Below are 23399 nucleotides of genomic sequence, written 5' to 3'. Positions count from 1 at the left end.
TTGATAAAAAGATATGATAGGAAATACTTAAATTTACTTCTATGACTGTATTTATATACTACTAGACTGATCAAAAAACCATAGCTATCGTTAGCTATGGCTTGTTTGGTCATATTGGTTTACTTCGAATAAATCGATCAGTTCGACATCTGGGTGTTTATCGACGAACCAGCGTAATGCAAAATCATTTTTAAATAAGACAAGGAAATCTTCTTCACGATCTTTCACCAGCAGGTTACGTTCATCAAATAATTTCGGATCGACTTGATCTTTTTTTAGCCAGCGCGGTATCCGGTCTCCAATAGATTCGAGCATGACTTCCACATTGTATTCATTCTTCATACGATGCTGAAATACTTCATACTGCAGTTGTCCTACCGCACCAATGATCATCGAATCGGTTGGATAACCGCGGAATAATTGGATTGCACCTTCCTGGACAAGCTGTTCGATCCCCTTACGGAACTGCTTTGCTTTCATTACGTTCTTGGCCGTTACGCGTTGGAACATTTCTGGTGGAAACTGCGGTAACTCATCGTACTGAAAGACATTTTTCCCTTCCAGTAAAGTATCCCCTATCCGATAGGAACCTGGATCATAGACGCCAATGATGTCACCAGCATACGCTTCTTGAACTGTATCACGGGAGGAAGCAACGAATTGTTGTGTCTGTCCCAACCGAATGCTCTTACCAGTTCGAGCTAACGTCACATTCATCCCGCGCTCAAATTTACCGGAACACACTCGCAAAAACGCGATTCTGTCACGGTGCTGCGGATTCATATTTGCTTGAATTTTGAAAATGAATCCGGAGAAATCAGGGTAATTAGGACTTATGACTTCTTCGGTCGTGCGGCGTGGACCTGGTGCAGGTGCTAATTCGATAAACGTATCGAAAAAGGTCTGTACCCCAAAAGGTGCAAGGGCACTACCAAAAAATACAGGTGTTTGCTCCCCTTCTAATACACGATCGATAGAAAATTGATCGCCTGCTTCATTTAATAGTTCTAATTCATCAACCGTTTCCTGATAAGTAGGATGCTGGGTGATTTCATCCTGATCCATTTCTGACATTGGAATATATGACTCTTCCTCATTACCATTAAATTTAATAAATTGGTCTTGATAACGGTCCAGAATGCCTAGAAACCTTTTCCCCATTCCTACCGGCCAATTCATCGGATACGTTTCAATATTTAACACTTCTTCAATCTGATCTAACAATTCCAGTGGTTCTCGCCCTTCACGGTCAAGCTTATTAATAAAGGTAAAGATCGGAATACCTCGCATTTTACAAACCTTGAACAGCTTAATTGTTTGTGCTTCAATACCTTTAGTCGCATCAATAATCATGACAACACTGTCAACTGCTGTCAACGTTCGGTACGTATCCTCACTGAAATCTTCGTGTCCAGGCGTATCAAGGATATTAACCTTGTGACCTTTATATTCAAAGTTCATCACACTGGATGTTACCGAAATACCACGTTGCTTTTCAATTTCCATCCAGTCCGATGTTGCAAATTTTCCCGACTTTTTCCCTTTTACCGTACCTGCTGATCGAATTAAATTACCGAATAATAACAATTTTTCAGTCATCGTTGTTTTACCGGCATCCGGGTGTGAAATGATCGCAAACGTCTTTCTTTTTTTCACTTCTTCTTGTAATCCCATGTTTGTACCCTACTTTCTTATTTACCTAACCTTAACTTCTCCTATTTTAACACTTCTCAAACAAGGTGAAAATAAAAATATCATCTGGATGGCATACGTCGCAGAATCTGCTATAATATAATGATGGATTCTTTGTATAAGGATGGGATCAAGTTGCAGCAAATTCAAATGACGGAACAATCGATTCGTCAGCTAACTGGCGAACGTTTTTACAATAGAGGCTATCAATACTACCAAAGTGGCAAAGTATATGGCCTCTCTTATAATCCACAGACTAATTCTTGGCGTGGACTTGTTAAAGGAACCAAGATTTATACAATTCGCATTTATTTTACTGATGATATGAAGATTGACACAACTTGTAATTGCCCAGCATTTGAAACGCATGATACGTGTAAACATGTAGCAGCTGTCTTATTGGCCATTACCCAAGATGCGCAATCAAACAAAAGACGTTATGCAGTGGATCGTCGCGCCCAGGAGGCACCTTCGCAGGACACCGATCTGTTTGCCAAGCAATTACTGCATACGTTCCGTAATAAACAAGAGGACATCGAAACCCCTTTGCAAGTGGAAGCGGAATATGTTTTGTCCCTAATAAAAGCGAATAAAAATTCACAGTATGCATTGAGTATAGAAATAAAAATTGGTGATAAACGACCATATGTGGTTCGTGATATCCGCAACTTTTTAAAAGCGATGACTAATGGAGAAGCTTATCGGGTTAATCAAAGCTATACGTATTATCCCTATACGCACTACTTTACCTCCAAAGATCAAAAGATGATCGAAATGCTCTTAACCTGCTATGAACAGGAGCGTTTGTTTGGAAACAGTTATGTAATCAAACTGGAGAACCCTAGAAGTATCTATGTTCCACCCAGTCTGGTAGACCCATTACTGGATTTGTTTGAGGATATCAACTACACATTCCGCTTGGATACGAATAAAGAATATAGCAATATTCAAAAAGGAAATATAGAGGAACATTTAACCTTTCAATTAGATTACCAGGCAACCAATAGTTACACGCTGGAAATGAACGATTTGTCTGAGTTTTATTTTCTTAATAGTTATCGCTATTTAATCCGGGAAAATTATTTTTATAAATTAACGTACAACCAAAAAGCGATATTGGAAAAGTTGTTTCGGATCATGCCATTTCAAAATAAGAAAAAGCAGAACATCTCTGCTGATGAAATGAACGGATTTGTCAAGAACGTGATGCCTCAATTCGAACAAATTGGTTCATTACAAATGACAGAACGGATGGAACAGCAAATAAATACGACACCTTTGCAGTCGAAAGTATATATTGATGAGATAGATGGCGCTATTAAAGCAGAGGTGGAATACCACTATGGCGAGGAACGTTTTACACCTTTTTCTGAACAATCTGTGGCTAAAACCATTGTAAAAAGAGAAACTGCAAAGGAACAGCAAATTATTCAACAGCTACGCGATGAAGCATTTATGGAAATGAATCAAGCTTATTATTTATTTAATGACGATGCGATTTATTCTTTTATGCATGAAGGTGTTCATGAATTAGAGCAGAACGCTAATGTCTATCTTTCATATGCTGTGAAACAAATGATCGACGGTGTAGAAAAGATTAAACTGCAATCACAGGTAGATTATCGACCAACGGAAGGTATGCTTGACATTGCTTTTGACATGGAAGGGATTTCCGATGAACACGTTGCTAATATATTGCAGGCGTTAATCGAAAAGAAACGATATTATCGTATTCCAAATGGTGCGCTGATTCATTTGGGACGTGACGATTTCAACTCGTTTCAACGGTTACAGCAAACCTTGCAATTGTCACAAAAACAAATGGAAGACGGCAAAGTTTCGATCCCTGCAGCTCGCAGTTTCCAGGTGGAAGAGGCCTTAAACAAGACAGATCATCGCTATAGTGCATCATTTCAACAAATGTTGGAGCAGCTTAAGCATCCTGAAATGCTGGAATTCGAGCTGCCTGCCTCACTTCAAGCCGAAATGCGGGATTATCAGGTTACCGGCTTTCAGTGGATGAAGGCACTCTCTCACTATCATTTAGGTGGAATTTTGGCTGATGATATGGGACTGGGAAAAACATTACAAACCATCAGTTATATGCTTTCAGAAGCAGAAAATCAAGAGGGTAACTATCAAGCATTGGTGATTGCCCCTGCCTCACTTTTGTATAACTGGAAAAAAGAGATTGAAAAATTTGCACCGACCTTATCAGCAGGCGTAATCATTGGACCTAAACAAGAGCGGCGACAGTTGCTGGAGCGTTTCCAGAATACCAATATTCTGATTACCTCTTATCCTACTTTGAGAAAAGATCAGGATTTATATGAAGAGCATTTGTTTGACTGCATCGTATTGGATGAAGCACAAGCAATTAAAAATCATTTAACCTTAACAGCAAAATCTGTACGTTCCTTGCAGGCAAAACAATTTTTTGCTTTGAGCGGTACGCCAATCGAAAATGCACTCGAAGAATTATGGTCGATTTTTTACACGATTTCGCCTGGTCTCTTCGGTAGCAAAAAAGTGTTTAGTAATCTGGACACGAATTATATTTCAAAAATCACGAGACCGTTTATTTTGCGCCGCGTGAAAAAGGATGTACTGGACGAATTACCGGACAAAATTGAGTCGGTACAGTACTCCGAGCTTACGAAGGATCAAAAAGAAGTATACCTTGGCTACTTACAGCGAATCCAAAGTGAGTTAGATGAGACGATCGAAACAAAAGGATTTGATCGTGGTAAATTGCAAATCCTCGCAGGCTTAACACGTTTGCGCCAAATTTGTTGTCATCCGAGCTTGTTCCTGGAAAATTATCAGGGACAGTCCGGTAAATTGGATCAGTTAATGGAACGAACAGCGGAGCTTGAAGCCAATGGAAAACGCACGTTGATCTTTTCACAATTCTCCAGCATGCTGGAAATCATTCGCGACACTCTGGAAGCTAATGGACACGACGTCTTTTATCTCGATGGATCAACTCCATCTGATCAGCGCATGAAGATGGTAGAAGCTTTTAACGAAGGTGAAAAAAGCTTCTTCCTGATATCCCTGAAAGCAGGTGGAACGGGTCTCAACTTAACTGGAGCCGATACTGTTATCTTATATGACCTCTGGTGGAATCCCGCTGTCGAAGAACAAGCTGCAGGGAGAGCGCACCGTATCGGTCAGAAAAATGTAGTTCAAGTAATCCGCTTTATTACGGAAGGTACGATTGAAGAAAAAATATATCACTTACAACAACAAAAACGCGAATTGGTCGATCAAATCATCCAGCCAGGTGAAACATTATTATCCAAATTATCAGAAGATGAAATTCGCGAACTATTGCAATTCAACGAAAAACAAGAGAGCTGATGATCAGCTCTCTTGTTTTATATTTTCTTGATACATATTCGTTTCCTTTACAAATAATATCCCCAGTTTATGGTGCTCCCCTTCGTATAAAGCCCGTTGCGCAAAGCGAAGCTCCCCTTCTAAATCTTTAATACTGACTTTGCAGAATGCACGATTATTGTTGACCGCCTGATAAAACTGGTCTTCATTGCGAACCACTTGATCATTTACTTTCATAATTTCTTCACCAGGCTGCAGTCCCAGATCAACAGCAGGGCTATCGGGTAATGTTCCTAATACAAATAATCCTTTATCAGATGGCTGGAAATAAGGACGTTCTTGCTGTTCTTTCGCCCGATACAGATACTGCACGATTTCTTTACCGATTAAAGCCGCTGCTAAAGCAATCATGGTCAGAAACGGAACGACATAACTGCCAGCAGCCAATAGTAACACAAGGATTGCTAACAGTCTAATACGTGGAGCAATCCACTCTGTTGCAGTTTTTACCAGACTGGTTTTAACGACATATTCAAAACCGAGCAAGTATGGGACTACGATCAGACCAAAAGATTGCTGTCCTATCTCAAATACTGGCCACCAATCAACAAAGGATTCCAACGATCCCACAGGGAACAATGCAATAAAAGGAATGATCGCCAGCTTCTTGATCCGATGCTGTCCGATAAATTTCCCTCTGCCACTTTTGCTTAATTCCGGGAAGGTATCATCAGCATTTATCTGCTTCACATACCAGGCCTCTGCAAATAGTAAAACAGCAATAATAATCGGAATATAAAACAGATCTGTCCTATCTAATTGTTCTAACCATGCCTCTGGTATATAGCCCGTACCATACCTGTTAAGCACATACGTAATCATTGCTGTTATGGCCAGCCCATGTGCCGCTGACAACATACTGAAATGATTGGCTAATGATAAAACGAGTATTACTGCTCCTAATAGTAATGCGAATGGTAGCGAGATGATCAATCCCAGTGCCACTGATACGATAGAAAGCAGCAGTCCGATTACTATTGTGCCAGATACATTCTGTCTCGCTTCATAAAAATATGGATATACCTTCGCACCGTGATGCTGACGATCTTTTTTTATTCGCCAATAACCGCTGAGGAAGATTAATAGAAAAAAGAGATACATAAAAGGTTGCATAAACATACGAACAATTGCTAAACCAAGTTCCGTTATCCAATCCATCCCATCGGCCCCTTCCAAAGTCCAAAACATTAATTATGTATAGTATCTCTATTATGCTCAAAAAAAGAAAATTTGGCTACCCATTTTTTTATTTTAAATATATTTTCCTAATTTTAAAGGAGTGGATAGGGGAAAATTTTGTTCTGGTACAATTTTGATCACACAACCATCCCTAACTGAATGATACGTATAATAAGATTTTTATAATATGGATTATGTCTAGCGGTGGGAGCATTTTTATATATTATGTGGGTTGTAATAACCCTCCTGCCAACCACTACACGTCTGCAGGAGTCTATGATACAGACTTTACAAGAAGATAATAGCCGGCATTTGGGTCCCCTTTCCTCTGAAACCATAGAAACCTCCGATGACTGCCCACCATTTTTGGCTCCTTTCTCGTTAAACGATACAAATCTCTGGGGACTGCTCTTCACTTTTGGTCCCTTTCTCGCTAAACGATACAAATCTCTGGGGACTGCTCTTCACTTTTGGTTCCTTTCTCGCTAAACGATACAAATCTCTGGGGACTGCTCTTCACTTTTGGTTCCTTTCTCGCTAAACGATACAAATCTCTGGGGACTGCTCTTCACTTTTGGTTCCTTTCTCGCTAAACGATACAAATCTCTGGGGACTGCTCTTCACTTTTGGTCCTTTTCTCGCTAAACGATACAAATCTCTGGGGACTGCTCTTCACTTTTGGTCCCTTTCCTTCTAAACGCTACAAATCTTGATGCTCGGCTACTTACTTTTGGCTCCTTTCCTTCTAAACGCTACAAATCTCCTTGCAATGCTTCCCACTTTTGTCTCCTTTCCTTCTGAGCTACAAAGCTTAATGAACTTTCTTGTGTAATAGCTAGCAATTAGAATGGGGATGACCTGTTATAAAACATGTCAAAATTACAACACTGACACACCGTTCCACTTACCATGATCCGTTACAGGAATTTTATTTGAGAACTCCATGCAAAAGCCCACATTTACAGTAAATGTGGGCTTTTGATTATTATTGGCTTACGATCTCCAGGGCTTTTTCTAGTTGCTTGTCGTCTTGGCCATCGCGAATTTTTTCGACGATGGATGTTTGTAAGACTTCAGCGGTTTTCTGATTGACTTCACCAGTCACTTCTATATCCTGGTCGCTTTGGAATGCTTCTACTGCCGATTTGGTTGCTTCGTTGAAGTATCCGTCAGTTCTTTCAGGCTTGTAACCTAAGCCTTGCAGCATAATTTGAACATTTTCGATTTGATCATCACTTTGATTGTAGCTTAAGGGCTCTTCAATCTGTACCGGATTAGTGTAATAATAATCAGGCATTTTTTGTTCTACCGTTGGTTTAATACCTTTTTCGTGAATCCAATTTCCATCAGGCGTTAGCCATTTGAAACGGGTAATTTTAATGGTACTGCCATCTCCCATTGAAACGGTTTGTTGCACGGTACCTTTACCAAATGACTTTTCACCCACTATGTCATAATCCATTGCTTCGTTAAGTGCACCAACCAGAATTTCTGAGGCAGAGGCACTTCCGCCATCAATTATCGAAACAATTGGATAGTCTTTGCCAGATTCCAATTCAGAAAAATACCTTGTCTTTTTACCGGAAGGATCTTCGATTTGAAGATATGGTTTATCGCTCGGGATAAAGTTTTTCAAAATCTCTTCCACAGCCGGTAATAACCCACCAGGATTTCCTCGGACATCAATTACAAGTCCATCCATCCCTTTATCTTCTAAATTCGACAGTGCTTTTTCAAAATCAGATGCCGTGTTTTCTGAAAAAGAAGTTAATTCTATCACACCGATTGTTTTTCCATTTACTTCTTTCGTTTCCGAATAAACGGTTTCTAGCGGAATCGCATCTCTTGTAATTTCAATCTCTAATGGATCATCTACTCCAGGTCTGCTGACTTCAAGAACGACTTCGGAACCTTTTTCTCCTCTGATTTTGTTAACTGCTTCATAGAGATCAAGGCCTTCCACACTCTCGCCATCGACAGATAAAATTTGATCATTAGGTTTTAATCCAGCCTTTTCCGCTGGCGAATCTTTAATCGGAGCTACGATGGTTACATTACCGTCTACCATCGAAACTTCGGCACCGATCCCTTCAAATGATGCTTCTATTTGTTCATTAAATTGTTCCATTGTTTCCTGATCCATGTATACACTGTATGGATCCTCGAGTGATTCCAGCATACCATTGATGGCACCTTCCACCAGTTGCTGATCATCTACTTCTTCCACATAATTTTCTTGAATGATGGAAAAAGCATCTACGACTTTGGACATTTTGCCCATGTTCTCTTCTAGGCTTTGCTGCTGATCAGAAAGCTGGGATAATAAATTTTGATCATTACTGCTCATCCCGCTTTCAGAACTTGACCCACTTGCAAAGAACGCTAGTCCAGCATATGTACCAGCAGCGCCTAAAGCAATTGCTACAATTAAAATTAACACTAAAATTCTTTTGCTTATTTTCATATACCCACCCCATTGCCTTTCCAAGACTCTCTTTTTTCCACTACTACATACCTATGTCTCATTTTAATGTTCTACTACTATATTATGATGGTTTAAAAAAGACATCACAAGTATTTTGTGATGTCTTTTTTTATTTCGCTATTTAAGGCAAGTATGGCATCGGGTCGATTGCTCCGTGATAACTCCATCCACGTTTGTGTACTTCAAAGTGTAAGTGACTGCCAAAGGAATGTCCGGTATCACCCATACCACCGATTGTTTGACCTTGCGTTACATTTTGTTTTAATGAAACATTGGAACTATTTAAGTGTGCATACACAGTCGTTAAATCTAGGCTTGGATGATATATGTATACTACATTTCCGTAACTAGAGGAATAATTCGCCCTTGTTACCTTACCATCGGCAGCTGCTCTAATAGTCGTTCCTACACTGTTTGCGATATCTATACCGTAATGGAATCCACCACCATCAAAGTCACGATAGCCATAGTCTGAAGATTGTCTCCCTTGTGCTGGCCAGACTAAACTGCCGTTTCCTCCAGATGATAAAGATCCTCCGCTGCTGCCTCCACCATTAGATGAACTATTATCCTCTTCTTTTGATAATTGGTCTAGTTTTTCTTTTGCTTCTTTTTTCGCTTGTGCAATAACAGCAGCTTGATTATTAAGTGTTTCTTGCTGCTCAGCTAAACTCATTTTATGATCATGCAGTTCTTGTTCTTCTGATTCCAAGTCTGCCATTAATGTCTCTTTATTATCTTTTTGATTATTCAATGTCGATTCGATTTCATTTAACTCTTCTTGCTGTGCTACTAAATTCGACTTCGTGTTTTCAAGTTGTGCCTTGCTGTCTTCTAACGCAACTTGTTTGTCTTCCACTTCTTTTTTGTTTTTCTCAACTGTTGCTTTGTTTTCTTGTAACTTTTTCTTATCTGCTTCCTGTTCTTCCATGATATTTTTATCGGAATCCATGATTTTGTTAACAGCAGTAGCACGGTTAATAAAATCACCAAAGCTTTGTGCACCCAGGATAACTTCTAAATAGCTGACACTTCCGCCATTTTGCTGGATGGAGCGTAATCTGTTCTTTAATAGTTTTTCTCTGGATGCAATCTTTTCTTCCAGCTCTTTAATCTCGTTTTTTAATGCTTCAATCTCTTCTTTAAGAGAGGTAATTTCTTCTTCTGTTTTTTGAATTTCTGCTTCGGTTGTTTGAATTTCATTGTTTGTTTGAGCAATTTCCTCTTGTTTGGCAGCAAGCTTCGCCTGTGTATCTTCCAAGTCACTGTTCAGACTGTTAATTTCACTTTGTGTTTCATCTTGCTGGTCTTTGTTTTCGGCAATTTTTTCTTCTGTTTCACTTACTTTGTTCTCTACCCCGTTTGATTTCTCTTCTAAATTACTTTCCTGATCTTCTAAATCATTAATTTTATCATCTAATTCGTCAGCTGTTTCAGCAAAGATGGTGTTTGCTGGTATCAATGAAGCAATCAATAAGAAAATAAGTAGCAGATTAATTTTTTTCATCTCGTATCCCCTCTCTAGAACTTATCTCTTAGACTATTAAACTTTCAAGAATTTACGAACACTCATTAAGCTTCCCCATACGCCGATGGTTGCGCCGATACCAATAATGATAGCAGCAACTTGTAAAGCAAATGGGAAGAACGGTAATATTTTGACAAAATCAAATTGTTCAAAGACAACGAGATTCTGGGTTAGGAAATAGTAACCGACCATGATAACGGCAATAGGTATCAAGCTTCCAAATACACCAAGCATCAGCCCTTCCACAAAGAATGGCCAACGGATGAAATTGTTTGTTGCACCTACTAATTTCATGATTTCAATCTCGCGTCTGCGCGCCATTATCGTGATCTTAATCGTATTGGAAATTAAGAAAATTGCGGTGAACACGAGTGCCACAATTAAGCCTAATCCTATGTTTCTAGCATACTTATTAAATGTAAATAAACTATCAACATAATCTTGCCCGAAATTGACTCGGTAAATATAGTCAAATTTTTCTATTTCATTCGCAACATTCTCCGTATCCTGTGGGTTTGTTGCTTTTACAACAAATGCGTCATTGAGTGGGTTATCCTGTTCATATAAGCTCCAGGCTTGTCCTTGTTCACCCATGCTGTCTATCAGGTTCTGCAGTTCTTCTTCCTTCGTTACATACTCAACACTTTCTACACCACTAATATTGGAAATATCCTCATTCATGGCTTCAACTGTCGTTTCTTCCTCAGTCAATTCAACTAATGCCTTTATTTGTACATCTTCTTCCAGTTCGCCAGCAATGTGATTCAAATTCAACATTAGAACAAGGAATACACCAACTAAAATTAAAGTCGTGGTAACTGCACCGACGGAAGCAATCGTCATCCAGCCATTACGCCATGTATTCTTTGCACCTTCCTTGAAATGTCGTTTCAACGTATTAAATTTCATAGCCATACTCTCCTCGATGCTCATCGCGTACTATCGTACCATCTTCAACTGCGATAACACGTTTTTTGATGGTATTTACAATTTCTTTGCTGTGTGTAGCCATTAAAATCGTTGTGCCACTTGCATTAATTTCCTCAAGTATTTGCATAATTTCCCAGGATGTTTCAGGATCTAAATTCCCTGTTGGTTCGTCAGCAATTAAAATGGATGGTCTGTTGACAATCGCTCTTGCAATGGCAACTCGCTGCTGCTCCCACCGGATAACTCATCTGGTATAAAGCGTGCTTTATTTTTCAAACCTACCTGTTCCAGCACAGCCATAACACGTTTCCGGATGTTCTTTGGTGTTTCTTCGATTACTTCCATTGCAAACGCGATATTCTCATAAATGGTTAATTTGGGAAGTAAACGGAAATCCTGATACACTACCCCGATATTTCGACGGAAATAAGGTACTTCTTTCCATTTTAATTCGGCAATATTCTTATCATTAACTGTCACAGCACCGTTTGTCGGCACTTCTTCTCGTATTAACAATTTGGTGAAAGTGGATTTACCCGCACCACTTGGTCCAACTATGTAAACAAACTCGCCTTGATCGACTTTTACATCTATACCATTAAGTGCGACAACACCATTCGGATAAGTCATATATACTTCTTTCATCTTTATCATAAAGTAATCACCTTTTTTATTTTTTGTAAGACAAATCTTCAGAAAAACAGAACCAAAATTCGACTCAGAATTCCATACATCTTACATTATAACATCATTTTCGATATTTTTTACCGATTTTTTTATTACAATTTCTTTTCAAAACATTAAATAATCATGAATATTGAAATATTTTGTCATTATTTTTTGAACCCTTCACCTAATACCTCGGTAGCATTCATCGCAATCACAAAAGCATTCGGATCAATTGATTTCACTGCCTGGGTTGCTTTACTAAACTCGTTTTGCTGGACTACACACATGATAACTTTTCGATCCTCATCCGTGAAGCCACCAGAACCATTAAAAATAGTAACACCCCGATCAATATCATTCAACAAAATCCGACGAACTTCTTCAAATTGATTCGTAATGATCATCACGTTCTTTGAGGTATTTAGCCCTACTTGCACGAAGTCGATAGTACGGCTCGTGATAAACAATCCGATTATCGCATATAGCCCTTCTTCTAAGGAAAAAACAAAGGAGGCAGTAAGTACAATCATGCCATCAAAAAATATCAGACATACCCCAAGCGGCATTGCTGTGTATTTATGTAACAGCTGGGCGGCCAAATCCATACCACCTGTTGATGCTTTCCCACGAAATACGATCCCGATACCAAGACCTACAATCATACCGCCAAAAATTGCTCCTAATAGCGGATCAAATGTAGCAGGTTCCATATCTTTTGTCAAATAGACATAGAAAGGTAAGATAATTGTTCCTACCAAAGATTTTGCACCAAAATTTTTACCGAGTATTACAACACCTGCTATAAATAACGGAATATTTAATGCCCATTGCACAATAGATGGTTCCCAATCAAAGAGAGATTTCGTAATCGTACTGACACCTGCAACGCCACCGGATGCGATGTTGTTCGGTAATAAAAATAAGTTAAAGGCAAAGGCAACAAGAAAAGCGCCAATTAATACATAAAGATAATCTAATGTTTGACGTAACCAATTCGGCATTGGTGTACGTTTATATTTTGCAATCATAGTTCTACTCCTTTTTTTGTATTATTTCTCTACACATGAAAAACGAGCAAAAGGAGAGCATTTCCCCTTTTGCTCGTCGTTAATTCATTACAGAACGTAAATAAGCATCAATGAAATTATCTAATTCTCCATCCATCACTGCTTGTGTATTTCCTGTTTCGTGGTCTGTACGATGATCTTTCACCATGGAATAAGGGTGAAATACATAGGAACGTATTTGACTGCCCCATCCTATTTCTTTTTGCTCTCCACGAATCTCTGCCATTTCCTGTTGCTGTTTCTCAATTTCTAACTGATATAACTTAGCTTTCAACATTTTCATGGCTTGTTCTCTATTTTTTATTTGGGATCGTTCTGATTGACACGTAACAACCGTATTCGTTGGCTGGTGTGTGATCCGCACTGCTGAATCAGTCGTATTGACGTGCTGTCCACCTGCACCACTGGAACGATACGTATCTATCTTCAAATCTTCCGTATTGATTTCAATATCAATGTCGTCATCCACTTCAGGTGTAACATCACAAGAAACAAAGGAAGTATGACGACGTCCCGAAGAATCAAAAGGTGAAATACGGACTAGTCGATGAACACCTTTTTCAGCTTTTAAGTATCCGTAAGCATTGTGACCTTTAATTAACAATGTCACACTTTTCACTCCAGCTTCATCGCCAGGCAGATAATCCAATGTATCTACTTTGAACCCTTTTGAATCAGCCCATCGTGTGTACATTCGTAAAAGCATACTCGCCCAGTCTTGTGATTCGGTACCACCAGCACCTGGATGGAGTTCGAGAATTGCATTATTTTTATCATAAGGTTCACTCAGTAAAATAAATAACTCAAATTGATTTAATGATTCAGATAGAGCTTCCACTTCTGATTCCAAATCTTCACGAAGCTCTTCATCCTCTTCTTCTTTTACTAATTCATAGGATACGTCTGCATTCTCCAAGGCTTCCTGGTTTTTATCGAAGGCTTGTACGAGTTCCTTCTCACCATTGACCTCTGCGATTACTTTTTGGGCATTTTGCTGATCATCCCAGAAACCTGGTTCTGCCATGACCTCTTCTAATTCAGCAATTCGGGCTCTCTTTGACTCTAAGTCAAAGAGACCCCCTGAAGTCCGCTAACCTGTTAGCCATTTTTTCTAATTCTTGCTTAATCTCTACTAATTCCATTGATTACACCTCATTTAAACTTAACTGCCATGACACTGTTTGTATTTCTTACCGCTACCACATGGACAAGGATCGTTACGTCCGACTGTCTCTGTTTTCACATATGGTCTCTTCACTTTTTTCTTCTCTTGATCATCGCCAGAAACTGCTTGTGTGTTCTTCACTACGGCTTCACGTTTAATATTCTCTTGCATTTGAGCTTTCATTACATATTTAGCTACTTCTTCATTGATAGCAGAGATCATCTGTTCAAACATAGCGAAACCTTCCATCTGGTATTCACGCAACGGATCGTTTTGACCGTAAGCACGCAAATGAATACCCTGACGAAGCTGATCCATCTGGTCGATATGATCCATCCATTTTGTATCTACCGTACGAAGTAGAATAACTTTCTCGAATTCACGCATTTTTTCTGGTGTGAACTCTTCTTCTTTCCGATCATATTTTTCTTTTACTTTTGCCATGATCAGATCAATGACTTCTTCTTTTTCTTTGTCTTTGAGATCCTTTTCACTAATCCAATCAGATTCTAATAATGTACCATGAATGTACTCCGTTAATCCTGTCAGGTTCCAATTCTCTGGTACTTCATCAGCCATATAAGTATCGACTGCACCTTCAACCGTAGTCTGAATCATCTGTTCGATAATTTCACGAAGGTTTTCAGAATCAATAACATCAAAACGTTGTTTGTAGATGATTTCACGCTGTTGACGTAATACATCATCATAAGAAAGAATCGTTTTACGAGCATCAAAGTTATTACCTTCTACCCGTTTCTGTGCAGATTCTACTGCTCTGGAAACCATCTTACTTTCAATTGGCTGCGTATCATCCATACCAAGACGTTCCATCATACTTCTCATATTATCTGATCCGAAACGGCGCATCAGTTCATCTTCCATCGACAAATAAAACTGCGTAACACCTGGATCTCCTTGACGACCAGAACGCCCACGCAACTGGTTATCAATCCGGCGGGACTCATGACGTTCTGTACCAATAACAGCAAGACCGCCTAATTCCTTTACACCGTCGCCTAATTTAATATCCGTACCACGACCGGCCATATTGGTCGCAATGGTAACGGCTTGCTTTTGACCCGCATTTTCAATAATTTCGGCCTCACGGAAGTGGTTTTTCGCGTTTAATACGTTATGCTTAACGCCTGATTTTTTCAATAATTTCGAGATTAACTCTGATGTTTCAACTGCTACGGTCCCTACCAATACAGGTTGTCCCAATTCATAGCGTTCTTTAATTTCTTCCACAACTGCACGGAACTTACCATCCATCGTTTTATAAATTAAATCCGCCTTATCATCACGAACAATCGGTTTATTAGTTGGAATTGCGATAACATCCATCGCATAAATATTTCGAAATTCTTCTTCCTCTGTTTTCGCAGTACCAGTCATACCGGCAAGTTTTTGATACATACGGAAGTAGTTTTGGAAAGTAATGGACGCAAGTGTCATACTTTCATTCTGAATTTGCAGACCTTCTTTCGCCTCAATTGCCTGATGAAGTCCGTCGCTATAACGGCGTCCCTTCATTAGACGGCCGGTAAATTGGTCGACAATAACGACTTGATCCTCTTCCACTACATAATCCGTATCTCGGTGCATAGCTACATGAGCTTTTAATGCCTGGTTAATATGGTGCGTTAAGGTTACATTATTTAAGTCGAACAAGTTCTCTACATTAAAGAAGCGCTCTGCTTTATTCATCCCTTCTTCTGTTAGTTGTACGCCTTTTGATTTTTCATCATACGTATAATCTGCTTCATTTTGCAGTGTTCTAACAAAAGAGTTTGCTTGCTGGTATAAGCTTGCTGACTTCTGAGCAGTACCAGAAATAATTAATGGTGTACGCGCCTCATCAATTAATATCGAGTCAACCTCATCAATGATGGCAAAGTGCAAGGGGCGTTGTACCATTTGCTCTTTGTAAAGCACCATGTTGTCACGTAAATAATCAAAACCGAATTCATTATTTGTACCATAAGTGATGTCTGCTTCATATGCCTGACGCTTCTCTTCTTTTGGCATACCATTTTGATTCAATCCAACGGTTAAACCTAAAAACTGATACAATTCACCCATATCGCGCGCATCACGATCTGCCAAGTAATCGTTGACCGTAATAATATGGACACCTTTACCAGTTAGAGCATTTAAGTATGCTGGCATTGTCGATGCCAAGGTTTTACCTTCACCTGTTTTCATTTCGGAGATGTTCCCTTTGTGCATGGCGATTGCTCCTAGCAATTGCACATTAAAGGGACGCATACCTAACACACGCTTTGCTCCTTCACGAACAACAGCATATGCTTCTACGATTAAATCATCAAGGGTTTCGCCATTTTGGTATCTTTCTTTGAAGCTTTGCGTTTTATTTTTTAATTCATTATCAGATAATTGTTGTATCGATGGCTCCAACGCTTCTATTTCTTCCGCAATTTTAACTAATCCTTTTAGCTGACGCTGGTTACCATCACCAAATACTTTCTTAATTAATCCACGCATTATAGACGCTCCTCTTTATCCATACTCAAACCACTGTAACTAAAAAAATATTTCCATTTCCTATCATAACACTTGCTTGTTGAAATTGACAACAATCCGCGTAACAACCGGGTATAAGAAAAAAGTGAGAAGCAGTAGAATGGAGGGAAACTGCTTCTCAGAAGAAAGGAAGAGAGAGTGACAAAATCACTCTTTAAAAAGGAGCTGCTTTAGTTATATCACAGCGGTGGAAGAATGGTAAAACAGGTCTTTAGTGGTTTTCATATGCTATGAAAGTAATAAAAAGCGATTTCTTTAAGTGATGAATCGCTTTTTGGCGGGTGTTTGCTTTAGCAAATTATGAAATTAGCGATTTTGTTGAAAAGGGATGTACGTTAAAAAGGAAGGCCTGAGGGCTTATTAGCTTCAGGTTTTTCCTATGTACTGACGGAAGATGTTTGGTTTTATCAGGTTCGCATGAAGATTGCTCTTCTTCATGCGTTGGATGATCTCATGCTACCCTTTTCGCCTGAAGTTTCTTCATCTTCATGCGTTGGACGTTCTCTTACTGCTCCTTTCGCATGAAGTTTCCTCATCTTCATGCGTTGGACGTTCTCTTGCTGCTCCTTCCACATGAAGTTTCCTCATCTTCATGCGTTGGGCGTTCCCTTGCTGCTCCTTTCGCATGAAGTTTCCCCATCTTCATGCGTTGGACGTTCTCTTGCTACTTCTTTCGCATGAAGTTTCCTCATCTTCATGCGTTGGACGTTCTCTTGCTGCTCCTTTCGCATGAAGTTTCCTCATCTTCATGCGTTGGACGTTCTCTTGCTGCTCCTTTTGCATGAAGTTTCCTCATCTTCATGTGTTGGGCGTTCTCTTGCTGCTCCTTTCGCATGAAGTTTCCTCATCTTCATGCGTTCGACGTTCTCTTGCGCCGCCCAACACATGAAGTCCACTGCTCTTCAAGCGTTGGAGACCTCGTGTATCACTCTCCCCCCTAAATTTCTCCATTTCTTGCATTTGAACACAAAAAAGTGGCCCAATTAATTGGACCACTTTTGGTAAGTATAATTAACTTGGTTCGATCAGGCCGTATTTGCCATCACGACGTCTATACACAACATTAGTTGTTCCTGTAATGGCGTCTTCGAATACGAAGAATGCATGTCCTAACATATCCATTTGGAGCACTGCTTCTTCGGAATCCATCGGTTTCAAATCAAACTGTTTTGTTCTGACAATTTCAATTTCATCGTCATCATAATGTTCTTCTTTTGCTTCAATTGCTTCTTTTTCTAATTCCGCGAATACGTGCTTAGGAGCACCTTGTTGTCGGAATTTGCGGTTCACTTTTGTTTTATGCTTACGTATTTGCCTTTCTAGTTTGTCAACTACAAGATCGATTGCAGCATATAAATCTAGATGATGTTCTTCTGCTCGCAGTAACAGATTTGTCATTGGAATCGTTACTTCAATTTGCTGCTCGTCATTATAGACACTTATATTTACATTCACATCAGAAGTGGGCGGAGTATCAAAATATCTTTCCAATTTGCCGATTTTTCGTTCGACATATTCCTTGATTGCACTCGTCACTTCTACATTTTCACCACGGATGTTGTATTTCATAAAAAGTGTCCTCCTTTCAAACTATAAAGCTATATAAGCTATATATACATAATACCACACTATATTAATTTTAAACGAATGATATGTTAACAAAATTCAAAATTTTTTTACAATATTTTTACTTTACACAAAAAAATAACCACAGTGAGGGATGTGGTTATTTTCTCGAATCTAAAAATCTACCGTTATGTGTAGTACTAGGCATTAATACTTTGACCATGCTGACGAATGCGTTCCTGCTTAATGACCTCTTTCCAGGTGTCACGAAAATCTTCGATAATATCACGTGCCTGATCAAGCTGCTCCAAATCATTTTTTACATTTGCTTGTGTCAGCGCATGATAAGCAAAGTCGTATAAAGGTAACATCTGCTTCGAAATAGGTGATTCCTGGTCTAAAGTAACCATCAGCTCACGAATGATACTTTGCGCTTTTTTCACCATTTCATTTTTTGTTTCATATTGTTCAGCTTCCATTGCTTTTTTGGCCTGTTTGATAAATTTTAAACAGCCGTTATATAACATTAAGGTCAGTTCTCCAGGGGTCGCTGTATTTACCGAGTTATTCTGATATGCCTGATATTGCTGATAAGCCATGTATAACGCTCCTCTATCCTTGTTACTAAATTTTTTCGTCGACGATAAACCCCATCAATTCTGCCATCGATGCATACACATCTAACAATTTCTTAGGCGGGATTTCTTTGACCACTTCTTTCGTTTCGCGGTCCACGATTGTCACATAATATCTGTCCAGCTTGTCATGTAATTCATATTTGATACTAGTATTGGATGGTTCCAAGAATGAATTCAATCCATCAACCATGCTTTTCAGTTGTTCTGGATTCGTTTCAGTTACTTCAGTAGTTGGTTGGATTGCTGCTTGTTCATGGTTATTGGATCGCTCTCTTGCGGATGTGGATGGCTCATGTATGCTTTCTGTCTGCACAAGTGGAGATCCTGTCATCAATTTACCAATTTCCATGAATGGTTCATCTCCTTATTAAGTTGTTATGAATAATATCGGTTGTCAGGACAAAATGTTTAGAGGATTATTGGTTTTACTTCGCATATATTCTTTCTTAAATAATAGAAAAGGATCTGGCATTTAATCCAGATCCTTAAAACATCAGCCTTTAATGTCGATGTTTTTACCAAGATGCGGCTGCATAGAACTTTCGAGCATCTTGATCATACTATTCGATTGTGTTTCAGCTTGATCCATAGCTTTTCCCATCAAGGAAATACTCGCTTGTTGCTTAACATTCGCTTGATTCATTGCAATCGACATTGCTGCTACATCCATATTAGAGCCCCCTTTCAACAGGTTGCCTATTAGAATACGAGCCAATGAAATGCTTATTACTATTCAAATCACTGACCTGCTGGACATGTTATACCAGCTCTATTATTTAATATCGGACCAATCACCACATTATTTAATAGGAGTTTGTATGTTATGTCATTATTCCTTTTAGCAGGTAACGTCGTTTTTATCTTACACTACGTCGAGCTTCTTCTTGTTATAATGCTATCCTGCCATAAAAAATGGAATGCACCTTCCGGTTACATCCCATTCTGCTGAATTTCTTCCCACATTTGCCAAAGCTGACGTTCATGCTGTTCATTCAATGAAAAATTGCCATAGCGAATATCATCATACCAGGATTCTAATGAAGCAAGGGTTTGCTGCTGCTCATTTAACGCAATCACCTCATGTGCTGTCAGAGCAGCGTGCCACTTATCCTGGCTTCGTATATTGGCAGCCACTTTTTTATATAAAAAGCGGACTTTCTGTTCATTTGTCATATTTTCAAACTTAGGCTTGCGGCTGGTAATGGTTTTCCATGTCTCACTTATTTTTTGCTGACTTTGCTTACGCCACTGCTGCCAATCAAACAGATTTTCTTTCTCATCATCGAAGTCTGTTGATGTTTCCTGAAACTGTCTTCTGCTGAACATTTGCTGCATTAGCTTCCACAATTGCACGACCGCTTTGATGAGCAATCTTCTTGTTTTGTTAAACAATAAGGCAATAAACAAAATAACTAATATTGCCATTAGCGCATAGCTGATGAGGTGCATCATGCGATCCATCCATTCAGCAAATGCAGAGGTTTCCTGCTGCTCCGCCCCTGGTAACGATGGCGTCATGTCTGCCGGTGGCTGTTCTTGTTTGACCTCTTCTTCATTATTGCCTAGGGAAACCAGCCAAATAATGGATTGAATCAAAGAACGAAACCCATTGTAAAGAGCAGACTGTATCATGCCAAAGTTCGTAATCAGAAAAACAACGATGAGCGTAACAATTAAATAACCTTTGTTCAGCCTGGAAATGTCTGCCGCAACCTTTTTCTTTTTCCCCTTCTCCAATGATTCTCTCTCGATGTGCTCTCTATTCGTTAAAAAGAGCATGAGGACAATTAAAACAAAGCCAAATAAACTGACCATCCAATCGAAACCTGCTACAGAATCGTTATATCGAAAATACAGATAGGCAACAAAATAAAGTGGCAGGCAGATGCTCCACAGCAGTCGACTCGGAAAGAGATCCTCCCAATCATTTTCCGCATGCTGAACACCTCGAAAGGAAACGAAACAACCGAGTAGAAGTCCGACTATCAAAGCCCAAATGGTCGGAGCTATTACGTACGTTACCCCTGCTGTCAAAAGCACACTTAAACCGATCGTCAGCCAGCGGTTCGACATAAAACACCTGAACAAGTATGCTAAACTAAACAATAACAATAAACTTGTCACCCAATAATAGAGATAAGGACTGTCAAAAAGCCAGACTCCTACGATAAGAAATACCGGAAAAAAGCCGATCCATTCGATTAAGCCGTGAAAGAAAACAGACGGAAATCGCTTTGTCTTATCCAGCATACGCGTCCCTCCTCTCTGCTCCTGCATGACCTAAAGGGACAACTTCTACCGCATTGCCGAGGCTTTCCAGCTGCGCAATTTGGTATTCCATTTTTTCTGTGACCGCGTAGGTAAAGATAATAATATCTGATTGCGTCACACCGTGATCAATATCTTCCTGTAAAAAACCGCGGAAATTACGGCTTCTGTCCATTTTCAACTTAGCAATCGCATCCATAATATAGCCTGTTTGTTGCCCGCTGCTGGAAGGTTCAATCCGGACAGACGGCTTAATCCGTTCCGTAGAATTGACGAAAGGTTCTACATAATAACCGTTACAGCCAAAACCAGTCGAAATGCCCTGTTCTATCGCATAGCTGGCTAATGAAGCAGCGTAGGACAATCCTTTTTCAATAATATCCGGCTGTTCGATCGGCATACGGATATCTTCATGTATATCAAAATTAACATAAATCAATAAATGATGGTCTGCTGTAAAATCCTTCTTATTGATTTGCAGCTGCTGACTTCTCGCTGTCGCCTTCCAATTAATTGAATTCAGTGGATCTCCTTGCTGATATTCACGTATACCCGCTTGCAAAAAAGGATCCTCGACAATCCAGCGTTTAACGGTAATGTCCCCAAGCCAGCTGTGCGATGGTAACGGAATGTCATCAATTGCTACGATTTGCGGATAGACGGTTACTGCTGTATGTGCATTAAAACTGTCAAATACCTCTCCAAATCCAACTGCATCACCAGTCGTTACAGAAACAGTCTGCAATGGGTAATAGCCACGTTTCATCGCGGTCAATCGATGCTTTCTCGTAATCTTCTGATATGGTAACAAACTGAACAAGGTACGGTGAAACATCTCCCCTTCCTGTTGGTTTCTGTTCTGTTCTGTTTGTGTAAGCAAGTTAGGGCTCATCTTCGACTCGAGGCGAATCCATGGTATTGGCAATAGCTTTTTGTTCGCAATTTCATCGACCATGTCAATCGTCTCCCCTTCGAAGACGGCATCCTGGATGAATTTACGACGGTAGCTGATCCCCTTTAAGCCCCATCTGCGATATAACGTTCCCTGCAAGAAAATAACTACTAATAGAACGACGATCAGCCAGGCAATATTCATTTCGCGAATTCCTTCTCCGCCTCGGTCGGAACGGGAACTTGCTGTAAGATTTCTTCGAGAACGGCATCTGACTGCCCCTGTTTCACACCGATACGCTGCGCCAGCACAATACGATGCCCCAGTACAGGCTTTGCCATTTTCTTAATATCGTCTGGTATCACATATGTTCGACCTTGTAATAAAGCATATATCTGAACCGCTTTCAACAAGGCCTGACTTCCACGCGGACTAACGCCAAGCGCAACACCATCATGTTCCCGTGTCTTTTCAACGACATCGATTAAGTAATGCAATACATCCTGGCTTATTTCGACTTCGCTAAAAATATTTTGCATGGCTATCACTTCGTCCATCTCGATGATCGCCTGCAGTTCTGCCAGCGGATTTTCTGACTTGAAGCGAGTAAGAATTTCCAAGCCTTCGTCACGCGATGGGTAACCCATATGTATTTTTAACAAAAAGCGGTCCAATTGGGCCTCTGGCAGCGGGAATGTTCCCTGACTCTCAATCGGGTTTTGTGTGGCAATAACTAAGAATGGGCGCTCCAGCTGATGTGTTTCGCCGTCTATCGTCACTTGTCTTTCTTCCATACTTTCCAGCAGGCTTGACTGTGTACGTGGTGTAGCCCGATTAATTTCATCGGCAAGCAGAATATTAGAAAAAATCGGTCCTGGCCTGAATTCAAATTCACCTTTTTGCTGACTGTAAAAGTGAATACCAGTAATATCAGTCGGCAGTAAATCTGGTGTGAATTGAATACGCTTGAATACCCCATTCAACGATTTCGCTAGTGATTTTGCCATCAATGTTTTTCCCGTCCCCGGTACATCCTCTAACAAAATATGCCCAGAAGAAAGCAAGGCAACTAACAACAAGTCAACAGTCTCCTCCTGCCCTACCACTACCTGCTTGACATTATGCTTTATTTTTTCAGTCATTCCTTTTATCTCTAGTAATTCCACACAAATCTCCTCCTCAGTTGTTTACGCTTACATACTTATATATACTTTATAACATTTCTTTATAGAATAGGCAAAAAATTACTTCCCAATTGTCTGAATAGTGAAACATTTGCTTTTTTTGCAGTTTTTTTCTTGTTTCTTCTAGTGTTATTGACTCAATTTTGGTAGTCTAAAGTTAGGTAAGATTGGGAAACTATCTACAATA

The 23399-nt window shown here is 39.7% G+C and carries 18 protein-coding genes and 1 pseudogene; 1 reads left to right on the top strand and 18 read right to left on the bottom strand.

Annotation, left to right across the window (positions count from 1 at the left end; translation table 11 throughout):
- Nucleotides 1-90: 90 nt before the first annotated feature.
- A complete protein-coding gene (locus MUN87_RS21590; RefSeq protein WP_244743906.1) occupies nt 91-1674 on the bottom strand; it encodes a peptide chain release factor 3 in 1584 nt (527 codons plus the stop codon).
- A gap of 153 nt (nt 1675-1827) precedes the next feature.
- Here MUN87_RS21590 and MUN87_RS21585 point away from each other — a divergent pair, with 153 nt between their 5' ends.
- On the top strand, nt 1828-5055 hold the full coding sequence (locus MUN87_RS21585; protein ID WP_244743905.1) for a DEAD/DEAH box helicase: 3228 nt from the start codon (nt 1828-1830) through the stop codon (nt 5053-5055).
- Between the two features lie 3 nt (nt 5056-5058).
- Here the strand turns inward: MUN87_RS21585 and MUN87_RS21580 are convergent, their stop codons facing one another.
- From MUN87_RS21580 to MUN87_RS21500, 17 genes and pseudogenes are all read right to left on the bottom strand, one after another.
- Nucleotides 5059-6252 (bottom strand): PDZ domain-containing protein, encoded by a 1194-nt coding sequence (locus MUN87_RS21580; protein ID WP_244743904.1) that lies wholly within the window; start codon nt 6250-6252, stop codon nt 5059-5061.
- 1006 nt (nt 6253-7258) lie between these two features.
- A complete protein-coding gene (locus MUN87_RS21575) occupies nt 7259-8737 on the bottom strand; it encodes a S41 family peptidase (RefSeq protein WP_305037417.1) in 1479 nt (492 codons plus the stop codon).
- Nucleotides 8738-8879: 142 nt separating this feature from the next.
- Complete coding sequence (locus MUN87_RS21570; RefSeq protein WP_244743903.1) at nt 8880-10265, bottom strand: murein hydrolase activator EnvC family protein; 1386 nt, start codon at nt 10263-10265, stop codon at nt 8880-8882.
- A gap of 36 nt (nt 10266-10301) precedes the next feature.
- Nucleotides 10302-11195 carry a permease-like cell division protein FtsX gene (ftsX, locus tag MUN87_RS21565; RefSeq protein ID WP_244743902.1) on the bottom strand — a complete coding sequence of 298 codons (894 nt, stop codon included), beginning with the start codon at nt 11193-11195 and terminating at the stop codon, nt 10302-10304.
- A pseudogene (gene ftsE, locus MUN87_RS21560) lies at nt 11185-11870 on the bottom strand (cell division ATP-binding protein FtsE). The gene ftsX and the pseudogene ftsE overlap by 11 nt, the downstream one beginning before the upstream one ends.
- Before the next feature lie 179 nt (nt 11871-12049).
- Entirely contained in the window at nt 12050-12913 is an 864-nt protein-coding gene (locus tag MUN87_RS21555) for a YitT family protein (RefSeq protein ID WP_244743901.1), read from the bottom strand.
- 79 nt (nt 12914-12992) lie between these two features.
- A protein-coding gene (prfB, locus tag MUN87_RS21550; RefSeq protein WP_244743900.1) for a peptide chain release factor 2 occupies nt 12993-14094 on the bottom strand; the annotation gives its coding sequence in 2 pieces (ribosomal slippage) (nt 12993-14021 and nt 14023-14094; 1101 coding nt in all).
- Nucleotides 14095-14114: 20 nt separating this feature from the next.
- On the bottom strand, nt 14115-16625 hold the full coding sequence (gene secA / locus MUN87_RS21545) for a preprotein translocase subunit SecA (RefSeq protein WP_244743899.1): 2511 nt from the start codon (nt 16623-16625) through the stop codon (nt 14115-14117).
- Nucleotides 16626-17098: 473 nt separating this feature from the next.
- Nucleotides 17099-17239: a hypothetical protein gene (locus tag MUN87_RS21540; protein ID WP_244743898.1), complete on the bottom strand. Its 141-nt coding sequence runs from the start codon at nt 17237-17239 to the stop codon at nt 17099-17101.
- Nucleotides 17240-17306: 67 nt separating this feature from the next.
- Complete coding sequence (locus tag MUN87_RS21535; protein WP_244743897.1) at nt 17307-17447, bottom strand: hypothetical protein; 141 nt, start codon at nt 17445-17447, stop codon at nt 17307-17309.
- Nucleotides 17448-17675: 228 nt separating this feature from the next.
- On the bottom strand, nt 17676-18233 hold the full coding sequence (hpf, locus tag MUN87_RS21530; protein ID WP_244743896.1) for a ribosome hibernation-promoting factor, HPF/YfiA family: 558 nt from the start codon (nt 18231-18233) through the stop codon (nt 17676-17678).
- Between the two features lie 197 nt (nt 18234-18430).
- Nucleotides 18431-18829, bottom strand: a complete 399-nt coding sequence (fliS, locus tag MUN87_RS21525; RefSeq protein WP_244743895.1) for a flagellar export chaperone FliS — start codon at nt 18827-18829, stop codon at nt 18431-18433.
- A 25-nt stretch (nt 18830-18854) separates the two neighbouring features.
- A complete protein-coding gene (flaG, locus tag MUN87_RS21520) occupies nt 18855-19217 on the bottom strand; it encodes a flagellar protein FlaG (RefSeq protein ID WP_244743894.1) in 363 nt (120 codons plus the stop codon).
- 144 nt (nt 19218-19361) lie between these two features.
- The gene (locus MUN87_RS21515) at nt 19362-19538 is read right to left on the bottom strand and encodes a YjfB family protein (protein ID WP_244743893.1); all 177 of its coding nucleotides are present in this window, start codon (nt 19536-19538) and stop codon (nt 19362-19364) included.
- 260 nt (nt 19539-19798) lie between these two features.
- Nucleotides 19799-21118, bottom strand: coding sequence for a DUF4129 domain-containing protein (locus MUN87_RS21510; protein ID WP_244743892.1), 1320 nt, complete (start codon nt 21116-21118; stop codon nt 19799-19801).
- The gene (locus MUN87_RS21505; protein ID WP_244743891.1) at nt 21108-22232 is read right to left on the bottom strand and encodes a DUF58 domain-containing protein; all 1125 of its coding nucleotides are present in this window, start codon (nt 22230-22232) and stop codon (nt 21108-21110) included. Before MUN87_RS21505 ends, MUN87_RS21510 begins: the two co-directional genes overlap by 11 nt.
- On the bottom strand, nt 22229-23194 hold the full coding sequence (locus MUN87_RS21500; RefSeq protein WP_244743890.1) for an AAA family ATPase: 966 nt from the start codon (nt 23192-23194) through the stop codon (nt 22229-22231). The genes MUN87_RS21505 and MUN87_RS21500 overlap by 4 nt, the downstream gene beginning before the upstream one ends.
- Nucleotides 23195-23399 lie beyond the last annotated feature (205 nt).

It is taken from the genome of Gracilibacillus salinarum, from assembly GCF_022919575.1.
Classification (GTDB): Bacteria; Bacillota; Bacilli; order Bacillales; family Amphibacillaceae; genus Gracilibacillus; species Gracilibacillus salinarum.
This window is presented reverse-complemented; position numbering and strand designations above follow the sequence as displayed.